This window comes from Ferdinandcohnia salidurans, assembly GCF_042680725.1.
Lineage (GTDB): Bacteria > Bacillota > Bacilli > Bacillales > Bacillaceae_L > Ferdinandcohnia > Ferdinandcohnia salidurans.
The window spans coordinates 251,657-265,527 of record NZ_JBHUEK010000007.1 but is presented as its reverse complement, the minus strand read 5'-3'; the positions used below and the strand labels follow the sequence as shown (position 1 = coordinate 265,527).

At 38.6% G+C, this 13,871-nt stretch carries 11 protein-coding genes; all 11 read right to left on the bottom strand.

Annotated elements, in window-relative coordinates:
* Positions 1-4 precede the first annotated feature (4 nt).
* Positions 5-3,574: a chromosome segregation protein SMC gene (gene smc, locus ACFSFW_RS04225; RefSeq protein WP_388035485.1), complete on the bottom strand. Its 3,570-nt coding sequence runs from the start codon at positions 3,572-3,574 to the stop codon at positions 5-7.
* Positions 3,575-3,704: 130 nt separating this feature from the next.
* Positions 3,705-4,436, bottom strand: coding sequence for a ribonuclease III (gene rnc / locus ACFSFW_RS04220; protein WP_304215688.1), 732 nt, complete (start codon positions 4,434-4,436; stop codon positions 3,705-3,707).
* A gap of 60 nt (positions 4,437-4,496) precedes the next feature.
* Positions 4,497-4,730 (bottom strand): acyl carrier protein, encoded by a 234-nt coding sequence (locus ACFSFW_RS04215; protein ID WP_099352471.1) that lies wholly within the window; start codon positions 4,728-4,730, stop codon positions 4,497-4,499.
* Positions 4,731-4,932: 202 nt separating this feature from the next.
* Positions 4,933-5,673 carry a 3-oxoacyl-[acyl-carrier-protein] reductase gene (gene fabG / locus ACFSFW_RS04210; protein ID WP_304215690.1) on the bottom strand — a complete coding sequence of 247 codons (741 nt, stop codon included), beginning with the start codon at positions 5,671-5,673 and terminating at the stop codon, positions 4,933-4,935.
* A 1-nt stretch (position 5,674) separates the two neighbouring features.
* The gene (fabD, locus tag ACFSFW_RS04205; protein WP_304215692.1) at positions 5,675-6,619 is read right to left on the bottom strand and encodes an ACP S-malonyltransferase; all 945 of its coding nucleotides are present in this window, start codon (positions 6,617-6,619) and stop codon (positions 5,675-5,677) included.
* Positions 6,620-6,631: 12 nt separating this feature from the next.
* Positions 6,632-7,633: a phosphate acyltransferase PlsX gene (plsX, locus tag ACFSFW_RS04200; RefSeq protein WP_304215695.1), complete on the bottom strand. Its 1,002-nt coding sequence runs from the start codon at positions 7,631-7,633 to the stop codon at positions 6,632-6,634.
* Between the two features lie 64 nt (positions 7,634-7,697).
* Positions 7,698-8,276 carry a transcription factor FapR gene (gene fapR / locus ACFSFW_RS04195; RefSeq protein WP_304215698.1) on the bottom strand — a complete coding sequence of 193 codons (579 nt, stop codon included), beginning with the start codon at positions 8,274-8,276 and terminating at the stop codon, positions 7,698-7,700.
* A 114-nt stretch (positions 8,277-8,390) separates the two neighbouring features.
* Positions 8,391-10,439, bottom strand: a complete 2,049-nt coding sequence (gene recG / locus ACFSFW_RS04190; RefSeq protein ID WP_304215700.1) for an ATP-dependent DNA helicase RecG — start codon at positions 10,437-10,439, stop codon at positions 8,391-8,393.
* The gene (sdaAA, locus tag ACFSFW_RS04185; protein ID WP_388035477.1) at positions 10,432-11,319 is read right to left on the bottom strand and encodes an L-serine ammonia-lyase, iron-sulfur-dependent, subunit alpha; all 888 of its coding nucleotides are present in this window, start codon (positions 11,317-11,319) and stop codon (positions 10,432-10,434) included. Before sdaAA ends, recG begins: the two co-directional genes overlap by 8 nt.
* 46 nt (positions 11,320-11,365) lie before the next feature.
* Positions 11,366-12,028, bottom strand: coding sequence for an L-serine ammonia-lyase, iron-sulfur-dependent subunit beta (gene sdaAB / locus ACFSFW_RS04180; protein ID WP_099363045.1), 663 nt, complete (start codon positions 12,026-12,028; stop codon positions 11,366-11,368).
* Positions 12,029-12,176: 148 nt separating this feature from the next.
* Complete coding sequence (locus ACFSFW_RS04175; RefSeq protein ID WP_388035473.1) at positions 12,177-13,859, bottom strand: DAK2 domain-containing protein; 1,683 nt, start codon at positions 13,857-13,859, stop codon at positions 12,177-12,179.
* Positions 13,860-13,871: the final 12 nt, after the last annotated feature.

Sequence of the window (13,871 nt, the reverse complement as noted above, 5' to 3'; positions counted from 1 at the left end):
CGATCTATGTTTGCGATACAAATTCCTTCGATTCTTCAAGTCGAACCGAAACAAGTTTAGAAACCCCAGATTCCTGCATCGTTATCCCATATAGTACATCAGCTTCTTCCATTGTACCTTTACGATGAGTAATAACAATAAATTGTGTTTCATTGCTAAATTTCTTTAAATATTGCGCAAATCGGAACACATTTGCTTCATCAAGTGCAGCCTCCACCTCATCAAGTACACAGAATGGAACGGGACGTACTTTAAGGATTGAAAATAGCAATGCAATTGCAGTTAATGCTCTTTCCCCACCAGATAAAAGCCCTAAGTTCTGGAGTTTCTTCCCTGGAGGCTGAGCAACAATTTCTACCCCTGTATTCAATAAATCATTTGGGTCAGTTAGACGAAGGTCTGCTCGTCCACCACCGAATAAAGCCTGGAAAACCTTTTCGAAATGGGAACGAATACTTGTAAAAGTAGTTTCAAATCTCTTCTTCATTTCGTCATCCATTTCATCAATCACTTGGAACAACGTATCCTTAGCTTCCTGCAGGTCATTTTGTTGTTCTGTCAAGAATGTAAAGCGTTCAGATACCCTTTCATATTCGTCGATTGCTCCAAGGTTGACAGTACCAAGCTCTTCAATAGCAAGCTTTATCAGTTTTACCTTCTTTCTTGCTTCGGAAACTTCGATTTGAAGAGGAAATTGTTCTTTAGCAGCCTCATACGTTAATAAATATTCCTCACGAAGATGTGTTAAACCATTCTCAAGTTCAACATCTAAGCGATTCACCTTTACCTCTTCATCTTGAAGTATGTCTACGAGCTGCTTATACTGTCGTCTTGATTCCTTTAATTCACGCTCTAAATCTTCAAGTGTCATTTGTAATTGGAGGCGATGGTCTCTCTTGTTGCTAATCATTTCGATTGCTTCGTTCTTATCATTTAATTTTTTCTTTGCTGCTTCTTCAAGCTCTAATTCACCTGAGTTACTAGAAGTCAATTCATTATCTAGAAGCGCTAGATCCTCTTTTAAGTCAGTATGCTTAGCGTGCACGTCAACAAACTCTTCCTCTAATCGATTCACCTTTTCTTGTTGATGTTCAAGTGCTTGTTTTTTTCTCGCTAAAATAATCTTTTGCTCTGTTATTTCTGTTTGTACCGTTTCACGTGAAGTTTGCTGGTCAGACTTTTGTGAATTCAATTGGGCAATCGTCTCGTCTAAAGAGTGAAGCTCTTCATCAAGAGCAGTTAATTTATCCTTAAGCTCTGCTAATCGTGTTGTCATCTTTTCTTTATCTAGTTGATATTGTTGCTTCTCATCATCATACAACTCTAAATGCTCATTCACATTTTGCTCTTTCAAAGCAACCTCTCGATATTCACCTTTAATAGTTTGCTCTTTTAAGCGTAATGTTTCTCCTGTTTGACGGAGCTTTTCAAGCATTTCTTCTTGCTCGGAAATTAGCTTTTTCTTATCTTTGACCGTTTTTTCGAGTTCTGTTGTTTTAACTTCCATATCCGTTAATTTTGTTGTTATTGCCTCAAGTTCACGGCCTCTACTTAATAAAGAATTCGACTTTTGTTTGACAGCTCCCCCAGTCATCGAACCACCAGGATTTACAACATCACCATCAAGGGTGACAATTCGATACCTATGTCCAACAAGCGATGCAAGCTCATTCGCACCTTTTAAATCTTTTGTAATGATAATTGTTCCTAAGAGGTTGGAAATGACAGATTGATATTTTCCTTCGTAGGAAATTAATTCAGAAGCTACTCCAATAAATGCTTGATGTCCTTTAATTGCGACAAGTTGGGTTGCAGGTATCGAACGTTCTTTTATGACATTCATCGGTAAAAATGTTGCTCGACCATACGAATTTTTCTTCAAATACTGGATTGCAGATCTTGCATTTTTTTCATTGTCCACGACAATATGCTGTGTCGCCGCACCCAATGCAATTTCAACAGCGGTCTCGTATTCTTTTGGAACCTGAATTAATTCTGCAATCGCACCTGCGATTCCTTCGAGTTGATCATTTCTTGCCTTTAAAACTTCCTTTACTCCTTGGAAGAAACCAGAATAATCATCTTGCATTTCTTCAAGCATTTCTTTTCTAGACTTCGTTTGTTGCAGGTATTGATAGGCCTGATAAAGCATGCTTTCTTGCTTCTGATAGTTTTTCTTTCCATTCTCAAGCTTTGCTTGTAAGTCTCTAAAAGAAACAATTTGGTGATTAATCTCTTGTTCGATTACAGAGAGCTTTGTTTGTAGACGTACTTTTTCATCAAGAATTTCTTTGCGCTCTACTAAATATTTTTGATTTGACTCATCTAAACGGGTTACTTTCGCTTCCTGCTGCGAAAGTTGCTCCTTAATATAGCCAATTTCATTTCGATAAGAAGCCTGTTTATTAAGCAACTCAAAATAATCGCTCTTCAAATTCTCAATTTTCTCTTCAATATTTTGGTCATACGAAGCAAGTAACGTTTGTTTTTCTTTTAACTGCTGTCCAAGTACTTTAACTTCTTCAACTAGCTTCGAAAGCTCTTGCTGCTCTGTTTGTTTACTTTCTTTTAGCGTCTCCAGCTTTTGGGAAAGTTCAAGAATTGAATTTTCAAGCTGCCCTTTGTTTTGCGATGCATTTTTTTTACGTTCTTTTAAAACTTCTTTGCGACCTTCTAATTTTTCAAGCTCTTCACTTGTCCTTAATAGGAGTTGTTGAAGTTCATGAATTGATGAATCAGCCGCTTCAATTCCAGTTCGTAGTTCTTCAATTTTGGCTTCCTTGCCTTGGAGTTTTGTGTTTAAAGAAAGTTCTTGCGTTTTATGCTCTTCGACAAGCTTTGATAGCTTCACCCATTTTTCATGAAGATCTTCAATTTCATAAACAGTTAAGCCAACTTCAATTGTTTCTAGCTCTTTCTTTTTTTCAAGATAATCTTTCGCAACCGAAGACTGGATTTGCAGTGGCTCTATTTGTGATTCAAGCTCATGAATGATGTCGTTAACACGATTTAAATTTTCCTGTGTTTCAGCAAGCTTATATTCTGCTTTCTTTTTACGGGTTTTGTATTTTAACACTCCTGCCGCTTCTTCAAAAATGCTTCGTCGTTCTTCAGCTTTACTGCTTAAAATTTCTTCTACTTTTCCTTGACTGATGATTGAAAAAGCTTCACGGCCAAGTCCAGAATCCATTAATAAATCAACAATATCTTTTAAACGACATGCTTGTTTATTTATTAAAAACTCACTTTCACCAGACCGGTATACACGACGAGTTATACTCACTTCATGATAATCGATAGGTAAAAATTGATCTTCATTATCCAGCGTTAATGTTACTTCAGCCACATTTAGTGCTTTGCGACTATCACTTCCTGCGAAAATGATATCTTCCATTTTCGACCCACGCAATGATTTTGCTGACTGTTCTCCGAGAACCCATCGTATACCATCAGTAATGTTACTTTTACCACTACCATTTGGTCCAACGACCGCCGTAACCCCAGGTACAAAATCTACTGCAATTCTTTCAGCAAACGATTTAAATCCTACTATATCTAAACGTTTGAGGAACATAAACTTCCCCCTCAATTACAATTTAAAGTCCTACATATTTTATCATAAACAAGTATTTTATTGGATTACTTTTTCTATCCATACTTGTATAGGCAAAAATATAACCCCACGATATCGTGGGGTACGCTACTTATTTTTGTTTGTTCTTAAGCTTTATTAAGGCAATTTCTGCCGCATGTTGTTCAGCTTCTTTTTTCGATCTTCCTGTGCCTATTCCAAGTTCCTCGCCATTTAAAGAAACGCGTGAAACGAATTCGCGACTATGGGCTGGCCCTTTTTCTTGGAGAACCTTATATTCGATAGCACCAGTTCCATCCCGCTGGACTAGCTCTTGTAGCTGACTCTTAAAATCCATCACATGAGAAAAAGCACCCGCATTAATTTTAGGTATGACTGTTTTATCTAAAAACTGGTTGACAACCTCTAATCCATGATCAAGATAAAGTGCTCCAATAAATGCCTCAAATACATCAGCAAGTAAGGCTGGTCGCTCTCTACCACCCGTCATTTCTTCTCCTTTTCCTAGTAAAACAAGTTCCCCAAATTTTAATTCATTTGCAAAGGTTACTAATGATGGCTCACAAACAATTGCCGCTCGCATCTTTGTTAACTCACCTTCACTCATGATTGGAAACTTTTTAAAAAGGAATTTGGAAATGGTTAGTTCTAAAACAGCATCACCTAAAAATTCAAGCCGTTCATTGTCTTCGTGAGGCTTTTTTCGATGCTCATTCACATAAGATGAATGTGTAAATGCTTGAATAAGTAATCCTTCATCATGAAACTGAATTCCAAGTCGCTCCTGAAAAGCTTTGAATTTTAGAGCGAATTTATTACCTTTGTCTTTATTTATCCGCTTCACCTTATGAACCTCCAAGGAGAAAGCCCCGTTTAATTAACGGGACTTACATTCTAAGAAATATTATAGCTGGCTTTTTATGTAATTTACAGCGTCACCAACTGTAGCAATTTTTTCAGCCTCATCATCTGAAATTTCCATGTCAAACTCATCTTCAAGTTCCATAACTAGTTCAACTACGTCTAGTGAATCCGCTCCAAGATCATCTTTAAAAGAAGCCTCTAAAGTTACTGCTGATTCCTCAACACCTAAGCGGTCAACCACGATTTTTGTAATTCTTTCAAACACATCTGCCATTTCCATTCACCTCCCCTCAAGGTATTATATTTTGTTTTACTAGAAAAGCGCAAGAGCCTTTACAATAGTTTTTCGTATTGTCCAGTTCCAGGCGCCATCGGCTCGAGGTCATAAGCCAATCGCTTCTGAAGGTAAAATACACCTTCTGTCAGCGCTCGCCTTATGCTTGTCGCCGATAAACGTGCGCCTTGCACTTTTCTATTTACATTACCATTCCGCCGTCAATATGCAAGGTTTGACCTGTCATATAATTGCTATTATCTGATGCAAGGAATAGAACAACTCCAGAGATATCGGTTGTTTCACCAAATCTATTAAGAGGAATTAGTTTTAACATTTCATTTTTAACGTCTTCAGGAAGTTTATCTGTCATATCAGTCGTAATAAATCCAGGCGCTACAGCGTTCACCGTAATATTACGGCTAGCTAATTCCTTAGCCGCTGTTTTAGTTAACCCAATTACACCAGCTTTTGCAGCAACATAGTTAGCTTGTCCAGGATTTCCACTAACACCTACGATTGAAGCTATATTAATTATTTTTCCAGAACGTTGCTTCATCATTTGTCTAGTGACTGCTTTCGTGCTTAGAAATACACCTTTTAGGTTAATATTAATAACATCATCCCATTCTTCCTCTTTCATTCTCATCAATAAATTATCCCTAGTGATTCCTGCATTATTAACGAGAATATCAAGACTGCCGAAAGTGGAAATAACTTCTTTGACCATATTTGTCACCGAATCTGCATCTGACACATTCGCTTGAATCGCAAATGCTTCTTGACCTAGTGCTTTAATCTCATCAACAACTTCGTTTGCTTTTTGTTCACTACCAGAATAGTTTACCGCAACTTTTGCACCTGCTTTTGCCAACTCAATTGCAATTGTTCGGCCAATTCCACGTGAAGCACCGGTAACTAATGCTACTTTGCCATTTAACATCCTAATTTCCCTCCTTTAGAGCACGAATTGTTGCTTCGAGTGTTTCTGTATCACTAATTGCATATGTTGTTACTCTGCGATTTACTTTCTTGATTAAACCGGAAAGAACTTTTCCAGGGCCAATTTCGATAAAAGTATCTACGCCTTGGTCGAGCATATATTGAACAGAATTTTCCCATAAAACAGGTGAATACAATTGTTTTACTAGATTTTCTTTAATTTGTTCAGCTGAAGTCATTTCTTCCGCATTTACATTAGCCACTACTGGAACAGATGCATCAATAATCTCAATTTGATCCAATACGGAACGTAATTTTTCAGCGGCAGGCTCCATTAAAGATGAATGGAATGGTCCACTTACTTCAAGTGGAATCGCACGTTTTGCCCCTTTTTCCTTTGCTAATTCACAAGCTCTCTTTACCCCTTCAGCAGATCCTGAAATAACAATTTGGCCAGGGCAATTAATATTCGCTAGCTGTACCGGATGACCCAAAGCAGATATCTCTTCGGTTACAGCGTGTAAGTCTTCACTACTCATCCCTAAGATCGCTGCCATTGTGCCTTGGCCTGCAGGTACAGCTTCCTCCATAAATTCGCCACGTTTGCGTACTGTACGCACAGCATCTTCAAAGCTCAGCGCGCCAGCAGCTACTAATGCCGTATACTCGCCAAGACTATGTCCCGCTACGTACTCAGGTGTTATTTCTGCTTGCTTGAATTTTTCAAGAATCGCTATACTCGTCGTTAAAAGAGATGGTTGGGCATTAGTAGTCAGTGTTAATTTTTCCTGTGGTCCATTAAAGATAAGTGAGGACAGTTCCTCTCCTAGTGCTTGGTCTGCTCTAGTAAAAATATCTTGAACCGTTTCTGAAGAATCTGCTAATTCCTTTCCCATCCCCACGGTCTGAGAACCTTGTCCTGGAAAAACGAATGCAATCTTACTCATTCTCTATTCCCCCTATTCGTCTACTGTAGGATTCATATCCTCTAATGTTTTACGTATTGTTCCAGCTACATCTTTTTCTACCATTTCATAGGTTTGACGGATGGCACTAAATAAACCATTTGCATCTGAAGAACCATGGGCTTTTATAACAGGAGCCTTTAATCCAAATAATCCTGCTCCTCCGTATTCCGAGTAATCTAATGTCTTTTTTAATACCTTTAATTCTGGCATTAATAGAGCAGCAGCTATTTTACTTTTTAGATTGCTTGTAAAAGCTGTTTTCAACATTTTAAACATAGAAAGTGCAGTACCTTCAATTGTCTTTAAAGCTACGTTGCCTGTAAATCCGTCTGTAACAACAACATCAGCAACTCCATCAAGCAGGTCTCTTGCCTCTACGTTTCCAACGAAATTAAGATTTGTTGCTTTCATCATTTCGAATGCATGTTTCGTTAGTTCATTGCCCTTTTTATCTTCTGTTCCAACATTTAATAGGCCTACTCTCGGATTTGCAACTCCACGAACCTTTTCCGAGTAGATGGAGCCCATAATCGCATATTGAAGCAAATGCTCAGGCTTTGCATCAACGTTTGCACCAACATCAAGCATGAGGAATCCCTTTTTATCTAGAGTTGGTAAAGTCGGTGCTAAAGCTGGTCGATCAATTCCCTCAATTCGGCCAACGATAAAGAGTCCAGCAGTCATTAATGCCCCTGTATTTCCTGCAGAAATACAGGCATCTGCACGTCCCTCACTAACCTCTTTCGCCATTAAAACCATCGATGCGTTCTTTTTTCTTCTAACAGCCCTTACAGGTTCATCCGTACCTTCAATTACTTCTGTTGTATGTATAATTGTGACTCTTTCATCTTCAGTTAAGTATTTGCGAATTTTAGCTTCATCACCAATTAGAGTCACTTCAAGGTCTTTATAATGCTTTAATGCAGTTATTGTTCCCTTTACAATTTCCTCCGGGGCATGATCTCCACCCATTGCATCAATTGCAAGTTTCATCTTTGTATCATTCCTTTTGTTTGCTTTTAGGTAGTCAGATGCTCAATACCTAGTTTGTTCTCTATTATGAATCAATTTTAACTTGTTTATTAGAACGATACATCGTAAATTCACCGGAAAACACCAGTTCATTTCCGACATAGCTATTTACATCTACGATAGTTCTCCCTTTTTCCTCAGAACCGTTCACTTTTGCTTTCGCGACGACACGCTCGCCTAGTTTTACTTGTCGCGTAAAACGAATATTCGCTTTTGCCGTAAGTGCTAGCTCATCATTAATGACAGCAACTGCTAGTGAATTTGCTTGGGCAAAGAGATGATGTCCACGAGCTATATGGTTACGTTTAAATACATGCTCCTGTGTTACATCAAAGATAGAAATTGCATTCTCATCTAATTCAATATCAATAATCTCACCAATAACCTCGTCAATTGGTAAAGATTTAACTTCATCTTCTAATTTTTTTTCAGCAACATTCTTGATTCGCTCACGCAGTTCAGGAATTGATAGTTCTAATCGGTCCAATCGAATTGTTTGAACACTTACCAAGAACTTTTCTGCTAAGTCTTCATCAGTTATAAATGGATTTACCTGGATTGTTTCCTGCAGTTGTTTTTGCCGTTCTTTTTTACTCTTTCTCATTTAAAAACACACCGTCCGCACTCTTAAGACTAGGTACTAATAGTTAGTATATAATTAAAAAAAGCAGATTGCAAGAAGAAATCCTCCTCACAAGCTGCCCTAAACGAAATGGGTTTAATCAAGTTTTTCACCATCTAAAATACCGGATTGTAATAAATCCTCCCTAAGGTGTTTGTATGATGGATCTTTCCAAAATACTTGAGAATTTATGAGTTTAGTAGCATCATTTCTCGCGACCTCTAGGGTGCGGTAATCGTGGACCATATCCGCAACTTTAAATTCGGGAACACCACTTTGTTTTCGTCCAAAGAAGTCACCTGGTCCACGAAGTTCTAAATCTTTTTCTGATAAGACAAAGCCGTCATTTGTTTCCGTCATGATCCGCATTCTTTCTTTTCCCACTTCAGATTTTGGATCAGCAAGAAGGATACAATAAGACTGTTCACTTCCCCGTCCGACACGTCCCCGCAATTGGTGAAGTTGAGATAGTCCAAATCGTTCTGCATCATAAATCACCATCAAAGTCGCATTGGGAACGTTCACACCGACTTCGACTACTGTTGTCGAAACTAGGATTTGAACTTCATTTTCACTAAATTGTCTCATTACATCCTCTTTTTCGTCTGCGGACAATCGACCATGCATTAAACCGACCTTTGCTTTGTTTTGAAAATGAAATGAAAGCATTGAATGAACATCAATTGCATTTTGTACATCGAGCTTATCTGATTCCTCAATCAGAGGGCAAATTACATAGGCTTGTCTACCTTTAGCAAGCTCTTTTTCGATAAACACCAATATCCGTTCTAGTAACTCATGCTTCACCCAATATGTTTCAATTTTTTTCCTTCCCGCTGGCATTTCATCGATGACCGAGACATCCATCTCGCCAAAAACAGTAATCGCAAGAGTTCTTGGAATTGGTGTTGCCGTCATAAAGAGCACATCAGGATTTTCACCTTTTTCCCGCAAAATCCTGCGCTGTTCAACACCAAAGCGATGCTGTTCATCTGTAATGACCAGGCCAAGCTTATGGAAGTTAACTTCATCTTGAATTAGAGCATGAGTACCAACTAAAATATGAACTTCACCAGCTTTAAGCTGCTCGAGGATTTCTCTTCTTCGTTTCCCCTTGACAGAGCTTGTTAACAGTTGAATATTTAACCCGTACTCGGAAAATAACTCCATTAACGAATGTGAATGCTGTTCCGCTAAAATCTCTGTAGGTACCATTAATGCTCCCTGATACCCAGAAAGGATTGCGGCATATAATGAAATAGCAGCAACAACCGTCTTACCTGAACCCACATCACCTTGCAACAAGCGATTCATTCGATATGGAGAGCGGAGATCATTGATAATTTCAGTAACAACCCGATTTTGAGCATTTGTTAAAGGAAATGGCAGTGCCTTCATGAATCCTTCTAATTTCTCTATCTGAAAGTCCATTGCTGAACCCATCGTTTGTTCCCGTTCAAATTTCCTAAGTGCCTGCATCTTCAGCTGAAAAAGGAGAAACTCCTCATACACAAAGCGTCTTCTAGCCTGTTTTAAATCTTGATGGCTTAATGGATGATGCATGATCTTTATGGCATCTTTCTTAGGTAAGAGCTTGTATGTGGTTAATAATTGTTCTGGGAGATTGTCCTCAATTTGATCACCAAACTGCCCAAGAGCAAGTGCCATAAACCGCTTCATTCCTTTAGCGGTGATCTTCCCTTTTGTTGAATAAACCGGTTCAATCCGATTGTCTTTTGTCATTGGACCAAAAACAATTTCACTAACGGTTATTGTTTGACGATGCTGATCCCATTTTCCCGAAATCGTAATAGTATCATTTAACGATATTTTATTTTTATAATATGGCCGATTAAAGCAGGTCGCTGTAATAAGGTAACGACCAACTAAGACCCTAAAAGTTAAGCGCGAGCGTTTACGATTGTAATAGGTTAATAGTGGTTCACTATGAACTTTTCCCTCAATCGTTATTTTCTCCTCATGCTTAACCTCTGCAAGGTCTCTTAGACTATAGTCTTCAAATCGATATGGAAAATACAAAAGTAGGTCAAGAATGGAATAGATGTGCATCTCGTTAAGCTGTAATCCTGTCTCCTCGCCTATTCCTTTTACTTCAGTGACAGGTTGCTTGAGTTGACTATTCACTTTTGTTTAGCGAAATCCCAAAAATCTTTGCTTCTAGAGCACGACCTGTTGGGGTTGCCGCTAGTCCTCCCTGCGCTGTTTCTTTTAGTGCCGTTGGCATTGTCTGACCTATTCTATACATCGCATCGATTACCTCATCACATGGAATTCGACTTGTAACTCCTGCCAATGCCATATCTGCAGCAACCATTGCATTCGCTGCTCCCATCGCATTCCTCTTAACACAAGGGACCTCGACAAGTCCTGCCACAGGGTCACATACTAGTCCAAGCATATTTTTTAAAGTGATCGCCATTGCTTCTGCAGATTGCTGTGGAGTACCACCTGCCATCTCGACAATCGCTGCAGCAGCCATTCCAGCAGCAGATCCAACCTCAGCTTGACAGCCTCCAGCAGCACCCGAAATAGAAGCATTGTTTGCAACAACAAATCCAAATGCACCAGCAGTAAATAAAAATTGAACCATTTGCTCTTTAGTTGGATTCAATTTTTCTTTCACAGCAAATAAAGTACCTGGTACAACACCTGCTGAGCCTGCAGTTGGAGTCGCACAAATCGTTCCCATTGCTGCATTAACTTCATTAGTCGCAACAGCTTTGCTAACAGCGTCCAAGACTGTTTTACCCGTTAAAAAGTTTCCTTTTTGTATATAATTCTGTAAGAGAACAGCATCTCCACCTGTTAAACCGGAATGCGACGAAACGCCAGCCAATCCTCTCTCGACAGCTTTTTCCATTACTTCAAGATTTCGTTCCATTTGCGTGATGATTTCTTCACGAGTTTTTCCTGTTACTTCAACCTCTTGTTCGATCATCACTTCTGCTATTTTCATATTTTTAGAAGTAGCAAGCTCTACTAACTCAGCAACATTACGAAACATATAAAATCCTCCTGTCGATTAAACTTGTATCCAATTAACAATGAACTTAGTCGACAATCTTAGCTACCTTAATAATATTGGGTAAAGAAGATAATTCATCTAAGACAGGTCCTTCGATGTTTTGATCCACTTCAATTGTCATAAGGGCTTGCATCCCTTTTTCTTTTCGAGCTACTTCCATATGCCCAATGTTGATCGCATATTTTGCAAGTACGTTGGCAACACCTGCAATCGCACCATAACGATCATTGTGGACAACAAGAATTGCCGGATGATTACCTGATAAGCGCAGCTTAAAGCCGTTTAGTTCAGTAATCTCAATTTTTCCCCCGCCAATGGAAATACCTACAAGCTCTAGTTCCCCTTCATCATCACCAATCAATACTCTGGCTGTATTAGGATGTTCAGGAACAGCTTCTTCTTCGATGAACTTTATCTGAATGCCTGCTTCTTTGGCGATATCCAATGAAATTTTAATTCTTTCATCAAATGTATCAAAATCAAGAAGACCACCAATAATTGCTACATCTGTTCCATGGCCTCTATATGTTTCTGCAAATGATCCATAGAAGGAGATGTTTGCCCATTTTGGTTCACGACCAAATAAGCTTCTTGCAACCCTTCCGATACGAGCTGCCCCAGCTGTATGCGAGCTTGAAGGACCAATCATAACCGGACCAATAATATCAAAAACACTTCTATATTTCATATTATCTCCTCCTTACATACTATAGAATTATGGAGTTAGGTCAAACTATGTTCCTACATATTACTCTATTTCTCTAAAACTATTTTAGCTACAGGAAATTGTCCCCAAACATTGAAATAGAAGGGAAAAATCCCTTCTATTTTATAGCTTATTCAACTGAGAAAATAAATGCGTAAAGCGGTTGATCACCATTATGCACTTCAACTTCGATATCTTCAAACTCATCTTCAAGATATTCGACAATTGCATTCACATCATCTTCTGAGGCATCTTGTCCATATATAATGGTAACAATTTCATCCTCCTCAGCAGAAATGATTTTTGCTAAAAGATCTTTTGCCGCTTTCAGCTTATCTTTATCTGTAACAACAATTTTACCTTCAGCAATCCCCATGAAATCATCTTTCGAAATATCAATTCCATCTATATTTGTATCACGGACTGCATATGTGATTTGACCCGTTTTGACATTACTTAATGCATCTGTCATGGATGACTGATTTGCTTCCAATTCACCGGATGGATTAAATGCCAACAATGCAGACATCCCTTGTGGCACTGTTCTTGATGGGACAACAACAACATTTGCTTCAACAACAGCTGCTGCTTGTTCAGCTGCCATAATAATATTTTTGTTATTAGGTAGAAGAATGAAGTTCTCCGCATGTACTGATTCCATTGCCTTTACAAAATCTTCCGTACTTGGATTCATCGTTTGTCCACCCTCGATAACTACATGAGCACCGATACTCTTAAAGAGTTCAGTAATTCCTGAACCCATTGCAACAGTGATAATTGCAAATTTTTCTTTTTCTTTACTACTTTTAACTTGTACAGGTGTTTGTGTTTCATCTTCATTTAGAATTGCAGTATGCTGCTCTCGCATATTTTCGATCTTCATTTTAATCAAGCTTCCATACCGTTGTCCATATGATAAAACTTCACCCGGTTGTTCGGAATGGATATGTACTTTTACGATATCATCGTCTGAAATAACTAATAATGAATCACCATATTTGCTTAAATCATTGCGAAACTTTTCTTCAGCAAATGGATTTTTGCTCGTTTTTTCAGCTTCAAACTTCACCATGAATTCTGTACAGTAACCAAACACGATATCTTCAGTGTTCATATGACTTTGAACACTTTTATGATGTTCTGCGTTAACAAGCTCGTTCATTGATGGTGAAGAAATGGACATATTATCAATGGTTTCACCTTTTAGTTCAGAAAGGAAACCTTCATAAACAAGTAATAAACCTTGACCACCACTGTCTACAACCCCAACCTCCTTAAGTACGGGGAGCAGATCAGGTGTACGATCCAATGAAGCTTTTGCTTCTTTCACTAATTCTTCCATCACGATAATGATGTCAGTTTCATTTTTTGCTACATCAACCGCACGTTTCGCAGCATCCTTAGCAACTGTTAAAATCGTCCCCTCAACAGGTTTCATAACTGCTTTATAAGCTGTTTCTACACCATTTTCAAATGCATGGGCAAATTCAGCGGCAGTTAAAGTTTCCTTCTGTTCAATTGCCTTAGAAAAGCCTCTGAAGAGCTGAGAAAGGATAACACCTGAGTTACCTCGTGCACCCATTAATAATCCGCGCGCTAGGGATGCACCAACTTTCCCGATATGTGGGGTAACATTATTTTTTACTTCCTTTGCACCAGATGTCATGGAAAGATTCATGTTCGTTCCTGTATCACCATCTGGGACAGGGAAAACGTTTAGTGCATCTACCATCTTTGCGTTATTAGATAAGTGAGTAGCACCTAATAACACCATTTTCGCAAAACGTTTTCCATCTAATGTAGTAATTGACACTCAAAGTTCCTC